Annotated in this window: 12 protein-coding genes and 2 pseudogenes; 9 read left to right on the plus strand and 5 right to left on the minus strand. The window is 67.6% G+C overall.

Annotated features, from left to right (window positions below):
- Positions 1 to 316 precede the first annotated feature (316 nt).
- The 7 genes and pseudogenes from O5O54_RS13500 to O5O54_RS13530 all read left to right on the plus strand — a co-directional run.
- Positions 317 to 1,249 (plus strand): LysR family transcriptional regulator, encoded by a 933-nt coding sequence (locus O5O54_RS13500; RefSeq protein ID WP_279482332.1) that lies wholly within the window; start codon positions 317 to 319, stop codon positions 1,247 to 1,249.
- A gap of 76 nt (positions 1,250 to 1,325) precedes the next feature.
- Positions 1,326 to 2,573, plus strand: a complete 1,248-nt coding sequence (locus tag O5O54_RS13505; protein ID WP_279482333.1) for a CoA transferase — start codon at positions 1,326 to 1,328, stop codon at positions 2,571 to 2,573.
- A complete protein-coding gene (locus O5O54_RS13510) occupies positions 2,570 to 3,499 on the plus strand; it encodes a hydroxymethylglutaryl-CoA lyase (RefSeq protein ID WP_279482334.1) in 930 nt (309 codons plus the stop codon). The genes O5O54_RS13505 and O5O54_RS13510 overlap by 4 nt, the downstream gene beginning before the upstream one ends.
- A gap of 167 nt (positions 3,500 to 3,666) precedes the next feature.
- On the plus strand, positions 3,667 to 4,527 hold the full coding sequence (locus tag O5O54_RS13515) for an ABC transporter ATP-binding protein (RefSeq protein WP_279482335.1): 861 nt from the start codon (positions 3,667 to 3,669) through the stop codon (positions 4,525 to 4,527).
- On the plus strand, positions 4,524 to 5,312 hold the full coding sequence (locus tag O5O54_RS13520) for an ABC transporter permease (protein ID WP_279482336.1): 789 nt from the start codon (positions 4,524 to 4,526) through the stop codon (positions 5,310 to 5,312). Before O5O54_RS13515 ends, O5O54_RS13520 begins: the two co-directional genes overlap by 4 nt.
- Positions 5,313 to 5,352: 40 nt before the next feature.
- Positions 5,353 to 6,393: an ABC transporter substrate-binding protein gene (locus tag O5O54_RS13525; protein WP_279482337.1), complete on the plus strand. Its 1,041-nt coding sequence runs from the start codon at positions 5,353 to 5,355 to the stop codon at positions 6,391 to 6,393.
- A gap of 217 nt (positions 6,394 to 6,610) precedes the next feature.
- Positions 6,611 to 7,152, plus strand: a pseudogene (locus O5O54_RS13530) (transposase); the annotation flags it as partial.
- 210 nt (positions 7,153 to 7,362) lie between these two features.
- On the opposite strand, the gene O5O54_RS13535 reads toward O5O54_RS13530, so the two are convergent.
- The 5 genes and pseudogenes from O5O54_RS13535 to O5O54_RS13555 all read right to left on the minus strand — a co-directional run.
- Positions 7,363 to 8,592, minus strand: coding sequence for a RhtX/FptX family siderophore transporter (locus O5O54_RS13535; protein WP_279482338.1), 1,230 nt, complete (start codon positions 8,590 to 8,592; stop codon positions 7,363 to 7,365).
- A complete protein-coding gene (locus tag O5O54_RS13540) occupies positions 8,592 to 11,087 on the minus strand; it encodes a TonB-dependent receptor (RefSeq protein WP_279482339.1) in 2,496 nt (831 codons plus the stop codon). The genes O5O54_RS13535 and O5O54_RS13540 overlap by 1 nt, the downstream gene beginning before the upstream one ends.
- Before the next feature lie 157 nt (positions 11,088 to 11,244).
- Positions 11,245 to 12,159: a FecR domain-containing protein gene (locus tag O5O54_RS13545; protein WP_279482340.1), complete on the minus strand. Its 915-nt coding sequence runs from the start codon at positions 12,157 to 12,159 to the stop codon at positions 11,245 to 11,247.
- A gap of 113 nt (positions 12,160 to 12,272) precedes the next feature.
- Entirely contained in the window at positions 12,273 to 12,791 is a 519-nt protein-coding gene (locus O5O54_RS13550; RefSeq protein ID WP_279482341.1) for an RNA polymerase sigma factor, read from the minus strand.
- A 92-nt stretch (positions 12,792 to 12,883) separates the two neighbouring features.
- Positions 12,884 to 13,117 (minus strand): annotated as a pseudogene (locus tag O5O54_RS13555) (transposase); the annotation flags it as partial.
- Between the two features lie 276 nt (positions 13,118 to 13,393).
- Here O5O54_RS13555 and O5O54_RS13560 point away from each other — a divergent pair.
- Both O5O54_RS13560 and O5O54_RS13565 read left to right on the plus strand, forming a co-directional pair.
- Entirely contained in the window at positions 13,394 to 14,923 is a 1,530-nt protein-coding gene (locus O5O54_RS13560) for a FecR domain-containing protein (RefSeq protein WP_279482342.1), read from the plus strand.
- A gap of 45 nt (positions 14,924 to 14,968) precedes the next feature.
- Positions 14,969 to 17,806, plus strand: a complete 2,838-nt coding sequence (locus tag O5O54_RS13565; RefSeq protein WP_279482343.1) for an EAL domain-containing protein — start codon at positions 14,969 to 14,971, stop codon at positions 17,804 to 17,806.
- The last annotated feature ends 119 nt before the right edge of the window (positions 17,807 to 17,925 follow it).

Below are 17,925 nucleotides of genomic sequence, written 5' to 3' on the forward strand. Positions count from 1 at the left end.
AAGGCCAACGGGTCTACCGAACGGTTTTACCAATTTGCGGGTTCGGATAGTCGAACAAAAGCATTCGCAGGCGGTTAGGAACGGTGCTGGGAGTTCAGGGTCCCCAGTCAGCTTCCTCCACTCGATCGCCTCTTGTCCTCCAGACTTGTGCGGTTCCGTCCGCGCGCGGACCATGGGCTCGATACGTCGATCCTGTGCGTCCTCAAGCGCTTGAAACCATGGATTGCGTGCGCAGCCGAAACTTCGCGCCCGCTCTTGCCCTGCCGGCTCGTGCCGCACACAAGGGAAGAATGCAGACGGCCATTCCGACTCAGCCATGATCCCCTCCTCGCTCGTCCGGCGCGTCGACCTCGTCACCCTCCAGCTCTTCGTAACGGTTTGCGAGGAGGAACATCTCACGCGGGCGGCGGAGCGCGCCGGGATCGCGCCGTCCGCCCTGTCCAAACGCCTTGCTGAACTCGAGGCGACGCTCGGCACCGAGCTGTTCCTGCGCCATGCCCGCGGGATGACCCCCACGGCGTCCGGCGACACGCTGCTGCATCATGCGCGCTCGATCCTGCGCTCGGTCGACAAAATGGGCGCGGAGCTGGCCGATCATGCCCAAGGGCTGCTCGGGCACGTACGGATCCTCGCCAATATTTCATCGATCGTCGAATTCCTGCCCGACGACCTGTCGGACTTCTACCGGGCCAACGGGCGCGTGCGCATCGAACTGGAGGAGCGGACGAGCTACGCCGTGGTCAAGGGGATCGAGGAGGGCGTCGGCGACATCGGGCTTTGCGTTTCCAGCGTCGACAGCCGCGATCTGACGGCCGCTTCCTACCGCCGGGACCGACTGGTGCTCGCCGTGCGGCGCGATCATCCGTTGGCCGGTCACGAGCGCCTCGGCTTCCTCGATACGCTGGACTACGAGCATATCGGACTGCATCAGGACAGCGCCATCTATCGCCGGTCGGCGGTGGAGGCCGCGCACGCTGCGCGCGACGTGAAGCTGCGCATCCACGTGCCGGGCTTCGACGCCGTGCTGCGCATGGTCGAAAGCGGGCTCGGCGTCGGCCTGATCCCGGACCGGGCCTTCGCGGTCGTCGCAAGAGGCATGGACCTCGTCGCGATCCCGTTGACGGATCGATGGGCGCATCGCGAGTTGAAGCTCGTATCGCGCGACCCCGCCGCCCTGCCACAGGCGACTCGCCTCCTGCGCGAGCATCTCCTTCGCCCCGAAGGTTCGCCGACGACGAACGAAGGTTGACCGGAGACGACTGGACCCCTGGCCACGCCTCGCCCTTCAATCGCCGCCGACGACGATTGCACGGCGGGAGGCGGGCATGGACACCTGGAATGAAGCGGCGACGGCAGCCAGGCCCGCCGAGGGCCCGCTCGCGGGCTTGCGCATCCTCGAGCTCGGACACTTCGTGGCGGCCCCGTTTGCCACGCGCCTCCTCGCCGATCTCGGCGCCGACGTCGTGAAGATCGAGCCGCCCGGCGGCGATCCGGTGCGGCAATGGGGCGAGCAGGCCAACGGCCAGTCGCCCTGGTGGTCCATGCATGCGCGCAACAAGCGCTGCATCGCGCTGGATCTCAAGCATCCCGGCGCGCGCGCCGTGGTTCTGCGGCTGGCGAGCGGTGCCGACGCTCTGGTCGAGAACTTCCGGCCGGGCCAGCTCGACAAGCTCGGACTATCGGAAGCTGCGCTGCGCGAAGCGCGCCCCGGCCTCGTGATCTCGCGCATCTCGGGCTTCGGGCAGGACGGGCCCTATCGCGACCGCGCCTCCTTCGGCGTGATCGGCGAGGCGATGGGGGGGCTGCGCTACCTCACCAATCATCCGCCGGAGGACACCGACCTGCCGCCCTCGCGCGTCGGCATCTCAATCGGCGACTCGATCGCGGGGCTCTATGCCGCGTTCGGCGTGATGGCGGCGCTCTGGCAGCGCGATCGCACCGGTGGCACCTCGGGACCGTTCACGCTCGACGTCGCGCTGACCGAGGCCATGCTGTCGATGATGGAGGGCACCCTGCCCGAATACGGCGTGTTCGGCACCATCCGAGAGCCACAGGGCTCGCGCATCAAGACGGCCGCGCCGACCAACGCCTATCCGACGCGTGACGGCAAGTGGCTCCTGATCGCAGCGAACTCCGACCCGCTGTTCCGCCGTCTCGCGCGCGTGATCGGGCGTCCGGAACTTGCCGACGATCCGGACTTCTCCGCCAATCCCGGCCGGCTGCGCAATGTGGCGAAGCTCGACGCCATCATCGCGGACTGGTCGCGCGGCTTCGATGCGGCGGAGGCCGACCGCATTCTGACGGAAGCCGACATCCCCTCGACCCTCTGCTTCAACGCCGCCGATATCGCTGCCGATCCGCAGTATCGCGCGCGCGGCATGGTGCAGGAGCTCGACGATCCGCAGATCGGCCGCGTGCTCCACGCCGGCATCGTGCCACACGTGCCGGAAGCGCCGGGCTCGATCCGCTGGACCGGTCCTGCGATCGGCGCCCATACCGACGAGATCCTCGGCGAAGCGGGCTTCGCCGAGGCCGAGATCCGGTCGCTGCGCGAGGAAGGTGTCGTGCGATGAGCCCCCTCGATCGCCGTACCGATGTCGAGATCGTCGAGGTCGCCCCGCGCGACGGCTTCCAGCCGATCGGGCCGTTCATCGAGACCGCCACCAAGATCGACTTCGTGCGCCGCCTCCATGCGGCGGGCCTGCGGCGGATCGAGATCGGCTCCTTCGTCAGCGCGTCGGCGGTGCCGCAGATGGCCGACACGCCTGCGGTGCTGGATGGGGTGCGCGGCGAGGCCACCCTGCTGCCGCAGCTCCTGGTTCCGACGGAACGGCGAGGCGCCGACGCGCTGGCAACCGGTGCGCCGATGGTGGCTTACGTCCTGTCGGTGTCGGAGGCGCACAACCGCAACAACGTACGCCGCACGCCGGCCGAATCGGCCGCCGACTACGAGCGCTTCGCGTCGAGCGTGCCGGCGGGGACGCCCTTGCGCCTCAGCCTCGCCACCACGTTCGACTGCCCGTTCGACGGCCGCATCGAGCCGACGGATGTGATGGCCCTGTTGGAGCGCCTCGTTCCCACGCGCCCCGACGCCGAGATCTGCCTCTGCGACACGACGGGCCGGGCCGTGCCCGATCAGGTGCGCCGCGTGTTCGGCGAGGCGATGGCCCGGTTTCCGGACGTGCGGCATTGGGCGATGCACGGACATGACACCTACGGGCTCGGCCTCGCCAACGTCTTCGCCGCCTACGAGGAGGGCGTGCGGGTGTTCGACGCGGCGGCGGGCGGTCTCGGCGGCTGCCCCTTCGCGCCGGGCGCGACCGGCAACACGGCGAGCGAGGACGTCGCCTGGATGTTCGAGCGGATGGGCGTCTCCACCGGCATCGACATCGAAGCGTTGCGGACGGTCGCGGAAGACGCCGCGCGCCTGCCGGGCGCGCAGGCCGGCGGCCGGGTCCGGGACGCCCTTCGTTCGCGGCCGGAACTCTGCGGGCTTTGAGCGTTCGCGAATGGGAAACACCCGTTGCGGCCTAACGCATGTTACGCAGCCCCGGGCATCATCTAGTCTTGTGGACCAACGACGTCGGGGAGGACGCCGATGACAACGAACGAAGCGCCTGGCGCTGGACGGGGGCGGATGCCGTCTTCGCGCCGAGGCAGACCGTCATGCTGACCGCGGTGCAGCCGGCACAGGCCGCGCCGGCGCAGGTCGCGACCGCAGCCGCGCAGGCGATCGGCCTGTCGGGTGTCGAGATCGCCTTCCGCCTCGCCAATGGCGGCCGCTTCGAAGCCGTGGCCCCGACCGACCTCGTGGTGCGCGAAGGCGAGTTCGTCGCCGTGGTCGGTCCGACGGGCTGCGGCAAGTCCACGCTTCTGAACGCGGCGGCCGGCCTTCTCAAGCCCTCGGCCGGCAGCGTGCGCATCTTCGGCGATGAGCTGTCCGGCCTCAACGACAAGGCCGGATACCTCTTCCAGCAGGACTCGCTGATGCCGTGGAAGACGGTGCTCGACAACGTGTCGATCCCCTTGACCATCGCCGGCACGCCCAGACGCGAGGCCGAGGAGCGGGCGCGCGAATGGCTGGCGCGCGTCGGCCTCTCGGCCTTCGGCGACCGCTACCCGCACATGCTTTCGGGCGGCCAGCGCAAGCGCGTCGGCCTGGCGCAGGTGCTGATCCGAAACCCACGCATCCTCCTGATGGACGAGCCCTTCGGGCCGCTGGATGCGCAGACGCGCGTCATCATGGGCGGCCTCCTGCTCGACCTGTGGTCGGCGCAGCGCAAGGCGGTGATGTTCGTCACCCACGATCTCGAAGAGGCGATCGCCCTGTCCGACCGGGTGGTGATCATGTCGGCCGGTCCGCGCGCGCGCATCATCGGCGACTACGTCATTCCGATCGCGCGCCCGCGCGAGATCGCCGACGTACGGCTCGACCCGCTCTTCCACGACATCCATCGCGAGATCTGGAACGCCCTCAAGGAAGAGGTCGTGAAGGGCTATCGCCAGACCAACGGGCTGCCCGCATGACGAGGCCGGTTCTCATCCTTCTCCAGGTTTCCGTCGCGGTCGTCGTGCTGGTGGTCTGGCACCTGTTCACGGCGACGAGCCTGTTCGGCAATCCGGCGAACGCGAAGTTCTTCTTCGCCACCCCGATCGACGTCGGCGGGCGGATCGTCGAGTGGTTCGTCTCCGGTTCGATCTGGTACCACCTCGGCATCACGCTGGCCGAATCCATGCTGGCCTTCGCGATCGGCTCGCTCGGCGGCGTCGCGATCGGCTTCTGGTTCGCCCGCAAGCCCCTGCTCGCGATGGTCTTCGACCCCTACGTCAAGGCGGCCAACGCCCTGCCCCGCGTGGTGCTGGCGCCGATCTTCGCCTTGTGGCTGGGGCTCGGCATCTGGTCCAAGGTGGCGCTCGGCGTCACGCTCGTCTTCTTCATCGTCTTCTTCAACGTCTACCAGGGCGTGAAGGAGGTGAACCAGACGGTCCTGTCCAACGCGCGCATGCTCGGCATGACGGAGCGCCAGCTCCTGCGCCACGTCTACCTGCCCTCCGCGCTCAGCTGGATGTTCTCCTCGCTGCACACGGCCGTCGGCTTTGCGGTCGTCGGCGCGGTGGTCGGCGAGTATCTCGGTTCCTCGGCGGGGCTCGGCTACCTCATCCAGCAGGCGGAAGGCGTCTTCGACGTCACCGGCGTCTTTGCCGGCATGTTCGTCCTCATGGCCTTCGTGCTGGTGATCGACGCCGTGGTCACGCTGGTCGAGGATCGCCTTCTGGTCTGGCGCCCGCAGGCGCAGGTCGCGACCGCCTAACCGACAATCCATCGAACCGGCCTTGGGAGGGGCCTTATCCATGAAACGCAGAGACTTCCTCATGGCCGGCGGCAGCCTCGCCGCCCTCGCCGCCCTGTCCGCCCGCCTGCCCGCTTTCGCGCAAGACACGGGGGCCGCGATCGAGAAGCCGTCGCTGACGCTCGGCGTTGGCGGCAAGCCGCTCCTCTACTACCTGCCGCTGACCATCGCCGAGCGGCAGGGCTTCTTCGAAGAGGAGGGCCTTACCGTCGCGATCAACGACTTCGGCGGCGGAGCGAAGTCGCTCCAGGCGCTGGTCGGCGGGTCGGTCGACGTCGTGACGGGCGCCTACGAGCACACGCTGCGCATGCAGCATCGCGGCCAGGACATCCGCGCCGTCGCCGATCTCGGGCGCTTCCCCGGCATCACCATCGCGGTGCGCTCGGCCCTGAAGGACGAGATCAAGACGATCGCGGATCTCAAGGGCCGCACCATGGGCGTCACGGCGCCCGGCTCTTCGACGGCGCTGATGCTGCAATATGCGCTGGTGAAGGCGGGCCTGAAGCCGGACGACGTGTCGCTCGTCGGCATCGGCGGCGGCACCAGCGCCGTGGCGGCCGTGAAGCGCGGCGAGATCGCCGGCCTCTCGCACCTCGACCCCGTGACCTCGCGGCTCGAAGTGGACGGCGACATCGTGCCCCTCATCGACACCCGTACCGAAGAGGGCACGCGCGAACTCTTCGGCGGCACCAATCCGGCCGCCACCGTCTACCTGCGCCACGACTTCGTGGAAGCCAATCCGGTGACGACGCAGCGGATCGTCAACGCCTTCCTCAAGTCGCTCGCCTGGCTTCAGACCGCGACGCCCGATCAGGTCGCGGACTCCGTGCCGGAGGACTACCTCTTCGGCGACCGCGAGTTCTACAAGACGGCCTTCGAGAAGGCGCGGCCGATGTACTCGCCGGACGGCGTCATCACCGAGGATGGCTTCCAGTCGATGCTCTCGATGTTGAAGACGCTGGAACCGGACGAGTTCGGCAGCGCCGACCTTACCTTCGCGCAGACCTTCGATCCGCGCTTCGTAACGGCGGCCAAGGGCTGACGCCCGAACGCTCCCTGGTTCCGCCAGGGAGCGTTCGCCCTTCTCATACCATAGGTCCGCCACGCCCGGCCCGGATCGTGAATGTCCGCTTCCAGATGAAGGCCAACCCTGCGGGAGCAGCTGGAAGGGTCGTTTTCGGAAGGGTAGCTTTCCGGTCGTTGCGCCCGAACGCGGACCGCCGGCTTACGTCCGAGGCTGTTTCGAAACCCTGATCTGAATCTGGCTAGCGGCCTCACCTGGGGAGGTCGGCAAGGGTCGGTTCATCGAAGGGGAAGACCGGCGCCAGTCCTGGCTTCTTCCCGCTTCGCTGGACGACTAAGTGGCCGAGGACAATCCGGTGCGGGTCGTCGAGGCTTTCATCGAAGAGCTCGATTGGGGTGCCTTGGGCTTCATCCGTTCGGAGCCTGCCTCGACGGGGCGTCCGGCCTACGATCCGGCGACGCTCTTGAAGCTCTACCTCCTCGGGTATCTGAACCGCGTTCCGTCCAGCCGCCGACCGGAGCGCGAGGCGCAGCGCAACGTCGAGGTCATGTGGCTGGTGGTCGCCTGGCGCCCGACCACAAGACGATCGCCCTGTTCCGGCGCGACAACGAGCTCGCAATCCAGGCGGCGTGCCGGCAGTTCGTGGTGCTGTGCCGTCAGCTCGGTCTTTTTGCCGGAGCGGTGACGGCCATCGACGGCTCGAAGTTCAAGGCGGTGAACAACCGCGATCGCAACTTCACCGTGGTCAAGGTCGGCAAGCGGATCGAGGAGAATGAGCCTGGCGACCCTGGCCTACAACAGGAAGCGGATGATCCGCCTGTTCGGCACCGCCAGGCTCGTCGAGGCCATCCGGGCGTGAACCAAGCACGCCGCGTCGTGCTTCACCCGCATACGGTCATTCCTTCCGGTGCCGAATCCCGGTGTTGAAACAGCCTCGATCCTTCTGCGTCGTGCCCGGACTGTCGGAGCATTCCCGAAAGACGACATTCAAACGCTCGGTCGCGGCAGCCTGGCGAGCATCATCCAGGCGACCGCGATCCCGAGACCGGACAGCATGGTCGCGGCCGCGAAGAGATTGGCGTAGCCGAAGCGATCGGCGACGAAGCCGGCCAGCGACGAGCCGGCCATGTAGATCACGAGTTCGGCGCAGGTCAGGAGCGTGAAGTCGGTGCCCGGCTGGTCGCGCGAGGCAAGGCCCATGAAGACGGAGTAGAGCGCGACGAGTTCCATGTAGCGCAGGAAGGTCTGGAACGCCGAGGCCGCCATGGCGACCTCCACGCCCGGCCAAAGCGCGAAGGCGTTGAGTGAGAAGGCCAGGAAGCAGAGGGTGCGCAGCGCCCCCAGACCGATCAGCGTCGCGGTCAGGCCGAGGCGCCGGATCGCGAGCGCGGCCGCGAGTGCGCCGAGCAGCCCCGACGTCGCGGCTGCCGCGCCCGACAGGTAGCCGATCCAGGCGACCGGCAAGCCTGCATCCACGAGGTAGGCCCCCTCCATGCCACGCACGAGCCCCTCACTCGCCCGGTAAGTCAGGGCGAAGCCCAGAAGGACCCATGCGTCCGGACGCCGGAAGAACGCGAGAAGCGAGGAACGGGACCCGACCGAATGAGGATCCGTCTCCTCCTCGCCCATCCACGGTGTGACCAGAAGCGGCAGGAGCGACAGCGCGGCAACCGTCAGGAGCGTTGCGCGCCAACCGAGGTGTCCGAAGAGAACCAAGGCCAGCGTCCCACCGAGGATCACGCCGAGCGCCACCGCACCGGCCTGGATCGCGTTGCCGATAGGACGCGTGCGCGCCGTCAGCATGCGCGCCGCGTAGCCGTCGGTCGCGATGTCCTGTGTCGAGGACAGGAGCGTGATCGCGGTCGCGATCGTGAAGATCGTCCCGACGTCGCTCGGGGACACGAATGCCATCGCCGCGATGCCGGCGCTGACCAGTGCTTGGGTCGGGACGATCCAGCCGCACCGGTGCCCGAGGGCTGCCACGAGCGGAATGCGGTCGACGAGCGGCGCCCAGGCGAACTTCAGGATCAGCGGGATCATCAGGAGCGAGAAGAGGCCGATCGCCGTTCGCGACGCGCCGCCCTCGCGCATCACCGGCGGCAGGGCGACCAGGAGAAGGTAGGTTGGCACGCCCTGCGCCAGATAGAGCCCGCCGAGGACGGCATAGAGCCGGCCCTCCGGGGCGACTCGTGCCACCCCGTCGATGTGTGCGGCCATCAGAAGGCCTTCGACATGGAGACCGAGAAGGTGCGGCCTCGGCCGCGATAGTCGAAAATCGCCTCGCTCGCGAGCGCGCCGTAGAGGTTGGCAGCGCGCTGACCCCAGACGGTCGTGTAGTCCTTATCGAAGAGGTTCAGCACGCCGAAGTCGACGGTGAGGTCCTGCTCGGCGAAGCGATAGGAGCCGGACAGGTCGAACAGCGTGAAACCCTCGATCTCGCCGCCGAAGTCGTCGGAAAGGTCGAACGTGTGCTGCCCGTCGAGCCGCACGCTCAACGTCTCGTTGGCCCAGCCGAGATGGCCGCCGAGTTTGGACACGCTGCTGGTACCGATCGTGTCGCGCAGCCAGTCGCCGTTCCGATCGACTTCGGTGCGAACGAGATGGATATTGGCGCCCGTATCGAAGCCGTAGGGAAGCTGGACGCCGCCCGCCGCTTCGAAGCCGTAGACACGCTTGTCCTGGTCGCGCACGTCGATCGTCAGGGTCTGGCGATTGATGTCCACTATCTTGTCGGACAGGGAGTAGTAGCCAGCGAGTTGAAGGTTCCACAGACCGTCGTCGAAGCGGTAGCCGCCCTCGAACGAGTTCGTCTTCACCTCCTGAAGCGCGGACGAGGCGACGTCGACACCGTTCAGGAGGACGTAGCGGCTGCCACGCAGCGCGTAGGTGCCGATGCCGTAGTACTTGCCGGGATCGGGGAGCTCGAACCCCTGCGAGAAATTGGCGTAGATCTGGCTGGCATCGGTCAGGGCGTAGGTCGCGCCCGCGTTGAAGAGCGTCGCGCCGTAATCGATCGAGCCGCCGGGGATGGCATCGGCCGTGCGGCCGAGTCCAAGCAGGATCTGCGTCTGCTGGGCAGCGCCCACGAAGTCCGACACGTCCGTGTGGACATACTGGTAGCGTACCCCCCCGGACAGGGTCAGTCCGTCGGTCGCCTCGAACTTGGCGTCCGCGAAGCTCGCCAGCGTCGAGACCTTGATGTCAGGGTAGAGCCCCGTCACCCCCAGCGTCTGGAAGCGTAGAGCCCCGCTCTGGGCTGCGATCCGGTTGTCGAAGATCGACTGCGTCGCGGAGAAGTCGTCGACGTCGCCGTCGACACCGTAGGTGATCGAGAGCCGGTCGAGAGGCTTGGCGACCAGCGCGGCCTTGAAACCGTAGTAGTCCGTGTCCTGCTGGCTGGCGCCGAAGTAGAGCGAGCGTCCCGCCGTTCCCGGGAAGGGATGAAAGCCGATCTCCTCGTTGCGGAAGAAGGCCTGGAGCAGGAGTTGTTGGCCGAACACGTCCTCGTCGGAATAGCTGGCGTTGAGAAGCGAGCGCTTCGTCCGAGGGTCGACGTCGGACTGGTAGCCTTCGCGCGTCTCGAACAGGGACGGGTTGCGTAAGGCCGACAGGTTGGGGCCGAAGTAGAGCCCGATCGGGCTGTCCTGCCGGCTGTCGTAGAACTGCCCCGTCACCTCGAGGCGACGTCCGGAATCGATCTGGTAGCCAAGTGATCCCATGAGATCGATGCTGGAATTGTAGGCGTAGGAGGTCTGGGTGATGTCGGGAATAAGGAGCATGCCCGACCCGTCGTAATAGGCACCGTCGTCGCGCCCCGCCAGCGAGATCCGCGCATCCCACGTCTCGTCCTTCCAGGTGAGGGCCGCCCCGCCCTTGAGGTCGCGGTCGCGGCCCGACTGGAAGCCGGTCTCGATACCGCCCATCACCTCGCCGTGCAGGCCTGCCTCGGCGTTCTCGGCCGTCTTGGTGATGATGTTGATGATGCCGCCGGTAGCGTTGCCGCCGTAGATGGCGGTTGCGCCCGACAGGACCTCGACGCGCTCGATGTTGAAGGGGTCGATCGAATCGAACTGGCGCGACAGGCCGCGTGCGGAGTTGAGCGAGATGCCATCGATCAGGACGAGGGCCGTGCGGCCCCGCAGGTTCTGGCCGAAGGCGGTGCGGGCGCCGCGGCTCGCCGCATCGAAGCTCGGGATGCGCTGGCCGAGGATCGTCTGGAGCGACTGCCCGGCCCGCGCCTGGGCTTGTATTGCCTCGCCCTCGACGACATAGATGGTGCGGGCTGTCTCGGAAATCTGCTGGGGGGAGCGGGAGGCCGTCACCACCACCGTGTCGAGCGTGACACCATCGGACGGCGCACCGGCACCGATGGGAAGAGCGGCGTCCTGCGCGCCACCCTCGACCGCCGCAGCGCCTTCCCGCCGCACGGTGACCGTTCCGTCGGCCGCGAAGACCGTCTCCAGATCGGTCCCCGCAAGGAGCCTGTTCATGGCGTCAACCGGCGTGAACGAGCCGCGCAGCGCTGGGCTGCGCCGTCCCTCGGTCAGATCGGAAGGAAAAATGATGCGAAGACCCGATCGCTCGGCGGCTTGCGTCAGGGCCCGCCCGAGCGGCTGTGCGGGGAGATCGTAGGAGACGGACGCGTCCTGGGCATGCGTCGCCGCTATGCCCAGGACGATCGCGCCGATCGAGGCGCCCGACAGCAAGAGCATGGCATGCCAAGCTCCACGGATTGATTCCCTGCGTTCGACCACGCTCGATACCCCTCGTCAGATATGTCCCCGCGAGCGCGATCCCCATCGCCGCCCGCCTGTATGGAAGACGACGGGGGACGCGCGATCTTGCAGCCGCAGCGGAGATTTTTTGCGATCAGCGGATGAGGGTGACGAAGGGCAGGCGGTGGACGCGGACCGGCAGCGTCGCCTCGATGGCGGACAGGACGCTCTCCGGGTCGTCGAGGCGGAAGCTGCCGGTGACGGCCAGGGCTTCGAGCCGGGGATCGAGGACGAGGATGGGCTCCGATCGATAGCGGCCGAGTTCCGCCACGACATCGCCCAAGGGCCGGGCGTCGAACCGGAGCCGCCCCCGGCGCCAAGCCGTCTCGGCATCGACGTCGAGAGGCGCGACCGGCGCGTTGGAAGCACCGATCCGTGCGCCCTGCCCGGCGGCGAGTTCGAAGGAGCCCGACCGGTCTCCCCCCACCCGCACGCGCCCTTCCAACACGCTGATCGTATCGACCTCGGAGCCGAGGTTCACGTCGAACACCGTGCCGATCGCCTGGATGCGGCCGCGGGCCGTTTCCACCACGAACGGGCGAGCGACATCCTTCGCCACCATGAAAGTAGCCTGACCCGCGTCCAGATGAATGAGCCGAAGGGGACCGGAGAAGGACGGACGCATGCGGGTGGCGGCGTTCATGTCGACCGTGGAGCCATCCTCGAGCATGAGTGTCCGGCGCTCCGCGATCGCGGTCGCGATCCCGCTCCCGCCTGTGCGACGGAGGTCGTAGACGCTTCCCGCCAGGACGAGCAGGCCGGCGCCGGCGCCCAGAACTGCCCGTCTTGAACGCCGCTTCCGGCCGCTCCGCTCGGCGTCGCCCGCAAGACCCAGCAGGCCCCACAAGCGCTCCGCTTCCCGCGCCGCGCTTTCGTGATCCGGGCTGCGCAGGCGCCAGACGGCGAAGGCATCGTGATCGGCGAGACCGGCCTCCCCAGACCGAAGCCTGACGATCCAGGCGATCGCTTCGTCGCTCAGCTCGTGTTGCGCGTCTCGGTGGTCTTGCAAGTTCGCTGCACCTTCGCTCGTCATCCGTTCGTCTTCGCTCCACACGCAAGACAGTTCGAGGCTGTCCCTCCCCTATGACGGCCTGACGCGAGCGAACTTGCAGTTCGCCCGGCTCAGCGGTCGCGGGGAAGATGGTCGCGGCAATGGCGCAGCGCCTGCACCAGATACTTGGCCACCATGCTGGACGACACGCCGAGCCGATCAGCGATCTCGGCATGGGTGAGTTGGTCGCAACGCGCCATCAGGAGGGCCTGGCGCGGCTTTGGCGGGAGTAGCGCCAAGGCGCGAACCAGGGCCCGCAACTCGTCGCGGTCGATCGCATGCGCCTCGGGTGACGGTGCCGGGTCGGCGAAGGTCGCAAGAACGGCTTCGGACAGAGGCACCGCCGCGCGCCGGCCTTCGCGACGAATGAGGTCGATCGCGATGTTTCCGGCGATCCGCAGGAGATAGGCGTGCCGATCGAGAATCGCGGGCGTCGTCTCCGATGGGCTGGCGATACGCAGCCATGTCTCCTGAACGGCCTCCTCCGCGATGTCGACCGAGCCGGTCCGACATCGAAGGATCGAGAGCAGCGAGCGCCACTCCCTTAGGTAGATGCCGGCAAGATCATCGGCCTTCGAAGAGGCAGCCACCACGTTCCGACAGCCCTTCCGGATACCTCGGGTCCGGTCGTGCCTACCGCAAAACATGACAATAGTCGTCATATTTTTACGGTGACGAGCCACCTCCGGTTCTCGGTCTCCGGATCCTTCGGCCGCTTCACCTGGTCGACCTTCAGACCGCCGAACTCCTTGCGCCACCGACAGTCGGCGACCTCCGTCACGCCGATCGAGCGAACCGCGTCCGCAACGGACTTCCCTGGCGACACCAGACCGTCAACCTGCCGCAGCGTCGCGGCAATCTGTCCGGGCCTGGGTCGTCTTGCCGTGCCCGTCCTCCCACAGGCTCCAAAAGCCATACTTCAGGGCGGAGCATTTCGATGGGGGTGGATCATTTGGCTTGCATGGCACACGCCATTCAACTTGCTTCACACGTCAGGCGAGAATGTAGAAGAGGAATCCTTCAACGTCAGCAAGACCGACGCCAGACGAAACAGCACCCAATCGGGATAAACCGAACATTTCTGATGATTTTCCGGGTCTGTCGCCCGATATCAACGAGTGTCGGCAATTTCGTAAGGCTCCCGTTATCCCTGCTACTGCACTGTGCCCGGATTGAAACCTGGCCGGATCCGATGCACGCTCGTCTGTTCTTTCTCACCCTTTTGCTGACAGTCCTTTCCCATGCGAATGTGGGATGGGCGCGTGAGTGGCGTGTCGAGCGCGTCAGCGGGACTGCCTGGACGATCGAAAGCGTCGAGAAACGCAACGTCCTGACGGAGGGCATGATGGTGCCGGAAGGACTGACGATCGCCACCGCCAAATCCGGGCGCGTTCGTCTGTCGAGCGAGAACAACGTCATGACGCTCGGGCCGGGAAGTGTCGCCGTCGTTCAGCCGAGCGGACGGTCCCGTTCCAAGACCGAAGTGCTCCAGCGCGTCGGGAGTATCACTTTCGACATTGAGAAGCGATCCGCGCCGCACTTCACCGTGCAGAGGCCGTTCATGGCGGCGGTGGTGAAGGGCACGGCCTTCACCATCAGCGTCTCGAAGACGGACACGAAGATCGACGTCGACCGGGGGCTCGTTCAGGTGAGCGACCTGAGGACGGGCGAGACGGCAGGGATCGGCGCAGGCCAGCGCGCCAGCGTGTCGGCCAATGCGTCGGGCCTCAGCACGGCGGGGATCAATGCGCCGCAGGTGGCGCCGGGCAAGCCGTCCGCCCCGAGTGTCGCGCCCGTCGGACAGACGCTGAGCGCCGCCCGCGAGGCGCACGCGGCGGAGGCGGCGCGCTCTGCGGCCGCATCTGTCGGCGGCCCCGCTGGGGCGGCGCCCTCGCGCTCGCCCGACGCATCGGACTTCGGCGGATTCGGTGGCGACAACTCCGACGGGCGTGACCGTTCGGGGGTCGGCAGCAGCGTCTCGGAAACCGCGGCGACCGGACAGGGCACGCAGGATCGAACGGAGAAACGCAACGATCGGGGTGATGGCCTCGGTGAACCGGGCGGCGGCGCTGTCGAGAACCACGACACGACGGGAAGTGATGCGACCGGCGGTCGTCGCGGCAACGGCAGCCCGAGCGGAACGGACGGCGGTGGGAGCGTCGTCGGTAACGTCGGAAACACGATCGGCGGCATCGGGAACACCGGCGGCAAGGCGGGTCCCGGCAGCGCCGACAGCGGCGGGAATGTCGTCGACACCATCGGAAACACGATCGGCGGTATTGGGAACACACTTGGCGGCATTGGAAACACCATCGGCGGTGTCAGCCCGAACGGCACCAATGGTGGTGGGGGCGTCGTCGGCAACATTGGAAACACCATCGGCAGCATCGGGAACACCATCGGCGGCATCGGCAACACGATCGGCAATGCGAGCCCCAGCGGCACCGATGGCGGTGGCGGTGTCGTCGGCCACGTAGGAAACACCATCGGCAGCATCGGGAACACCATCGGCGGCATCGGCAACACGATCAGCAATGCGAGCCCCAGCGGCACCGATGGCGGTGGCGGTGTCGTCGGCAACGTGGGAAACACCATCGGCAGCATCGGGAACACCATCGGCGGCATCGGCAACAGCATCGGAAATGGCAGCTCAGGCGGCGGCTTCGGGGGCCTTGGCGGCTTCGGTAACAGCATGAATGGCATGGGCGGGTCCGGCGAGTAGCTGGGCGGCTGCGTCCTGACCAAGCCCACGGGGAGCCCGTCCACGATGTCGAGTTCGAAGACGCTTGGCCGCCCGCCCGGCCTCTCGCCCTTGTCGATCCGGTCTCTCGTCCCGCTTCTGGTTGCGGCGGCCTGCCTCCTCGGAGCCTCGCTGTCCGGCGTTCCGCGGTTTCTGGACACGAGACTTTCGGATGCCCGCTTCGTCGTCGGCCAGCGTCCAGCGTCGGGCGGGATCGTGCTGGTCGACATCGATGCGGCGAGCATGGCCGAGGTCGGCGTCTGGCCCTGGCCGCGCCGGCTTCATGCCGATCTCCTGAGGGCGGCGGCTGACGCCGGTGCGAGCCGCGTCGCCTTCGACATCGACTTCTCCACGCGCTCGGGCGCCCTGGATGACGAGGCCCTGGCGGAGGCCCTCGGCAGCGCCGGGCCGGAAACGTTCCTCGCCGCCTTCGTCCAGTACGATCCGGCTTCGGGGGCGAGGCTGGCGTCCATGCCGATCGAGCCGCTGCTCTCGGCGTCCTGGCCCGCCGCGATCAACGTTCCGGTCGATGCCGACGGACGCGTGCGGCGCTTTCCCATGTCGATCGACATGGATGGCGAGGAGGTCGCCTCCATGCCTGCCCTCCTGGCGGGCCGACAGACCACGCAAGGACTGTTCGGGATCGACCACGGCATCTCGGCCGCCTCGATCCCGCGCGTGTCCTACGCCGATCTCCTGCGCGGTCGCATCCCAAAAGGCGGACTTGCCGGCAAGACACTGATCGTCGGCGCGACGGCGATCGAACTCCATGACCTGTTCCCCGTTCCCGGCGCCGGCATCGTCTCCGGATCGACGGTGATCGCGCTGGCCACGGAAACCCTGTTGCAAGACAGGGAGTTGGCAGCCTGGCACCCGCCGCTTGCCCTGGTGCTTCTCGTCCTGGGAGCCGGCTCGTGGCTTGCGGCGCGCACCCGCCTTCGCCGGAGCCTCGTCGTCCTCGCCGTGGCCGCGGTCGCGGTCGAAGGCGGGGCTACGTGGCTCTATGTCGAGCGCGCCGTGATGCCGCAGACGGCCTGGCTGCAACTTTCGATCGGCGCGATCGCGCTTTGGAGCCTTGCGCGGGAATTCGACCTCCGGCAGTTGCGGCTCCGGGTTTCGCGCGTGGAGACCCGCAACACGGCGCGGCTCCTGGAGCGCGTCGTCGACGACGGTTTCGACGCCATCGTTATCGTCGATGCGCAAGGCCGGATCATGCGGATCAACGAGGTCGCGCGCACCCTCCTCGACCTGCCGCGGGGCGAGCGTCCCGGTGCGCTGGCCGATCTGCCCGCCGCGCTCGTGCACGCGGTCGAAGAGGCGATGGCCGAGACGGACGGGCCCCCCTGTGGTCGGCCGCCCGAGCAAAGGATCGTCCGGCTGCCGCGCGAGGACGACGTGCGCATCCTCGAATACACGGTCTCGCCGTTCTGGCTGGAAGACAGGCGGCGGCGCGGCGATGCCCGGCCCCTGCGCTACGCCAGCCTCGTGCTGCACGACGTGACGGACCGCGAAGGGGCGCAGGAGCGCCTTCGCTTCGCGGCCTTCCACGACAGCCTGACGGGCCTTCCCAATCGACGCGCTCTGGAGACGCTCCTCGACGAGTTGGGTGCGGATCCGCCTCCGGTGGCCCTCCTCGCCTTCGACCTCGATCGCTTCAAGGGCGTCAACGATGCGCTGGGACACGCGACGGGGGATGCCGTGCTCGTGGAAACGGCACGCCGCGCCGAGGGCCTTCTGACCGAAGAGGCGATCCTGTTCCGCATCGGCGGCGACGAGTTCCTCGTGCTCCTGCGATCACGAGACGCGGAGATGGCCCGCACGCTCGCCGAAGGCATCGTGGGCGCGGTCTCGCGCCCCTATGACGTCAACGGACACCGCGTCTCCATCGGAACCTGCGTCGGCATCGCCTTCGCACATGAAGGGTGCAGCGATCCCTCGGTGCTGCGCCGGCGAGCCGATGTCGCCCTTTATCAGGCAAAGCGGACGGCGGCCGGGCCGGTGGTCGAATTCGATCCGACGATGGAGAAGGCGCGGCTCGAACGGCTCGCGCTCGAACGCGATCTCGCCGACGCAATCGAGACCGGCGGGTTCGAGACCGGCGGGTTCGAGCTAGCCTACCAGCCCCAGGCCCGCCTTCGCGACGATGCCTGGACCGGGGCGGAAGCGCTCGTGCGCTGGCGTCATCCCGAACGGGGGCTGGTCTCGCCGGCCGACTTCATTCCGGTCGCGGAGGAAACGGGGCTGATCCACGCACTGGGCGCCTGGGTGCTCCACCGGGCCTGCGAGGATGCGCGGCTCTGGCCGGACGCGATCAAGGTCGCCGTGAACGTCTCGCCGCTCCAATTCCTGGCCGGCGACATCGTCGGGGCGGTGCGCTCTGCCTTGGCGTCGTCCGGGCTCGACCCCCGGCGCCTGGAACTCGAGATCACGGAGTCCGCCTTCGTTGGCGAGAACCATCGTCTGTCCGGCATTTTCGCCGAGCTTCTCGGCCTCGGCGTCAGCTTCGCGCTCGACGACTTCGGGACCGGCTATTCCTCGCTCGGCTACCTCCATCGCTTTCCCATCGCGAAGATCAAGATCGACCGGAGCTTCGTGACCGACATCCCGGACAACCGGCACTCGATGGCCGTGCTCCGCTCGGTCGTGGTCCTGGCGGACGGGCTGGGAATCCGCACGATCGCGGAAGGGGTCGAAACCGCCTCGCAGGCGGACGTCCTGGAAGAACTCGGCTGCGGCGAGGTTCAGGGCTATCTCTACTCCAGGCCCCTCGGCATCGTTCGGGCGACCGAACTGTTCGAAAGGGGGCCGGCAAGGGCGGGAAGCGTTGACGGGAACGACGGGCAAGGCATCCGTGCCGCCGGTTGAACGGCGCTCTCCCCGTTCGACATTTCCGATACAGGAAGGGCAGCAAACGATCCATCACGGGCATAGAGCGTGGCATTAGACACTTCCGCATAGCGGACGTTCGGGCGAACGATGATCAA

Source organism: Aureimonas sp. SK2, assembly GCF_029813115.1.
GTDB lineage: Bacteria > Pseudomonadota > Alphaproteobacteria > Rhizobiales > Rhizobiaceae > Aureimonas.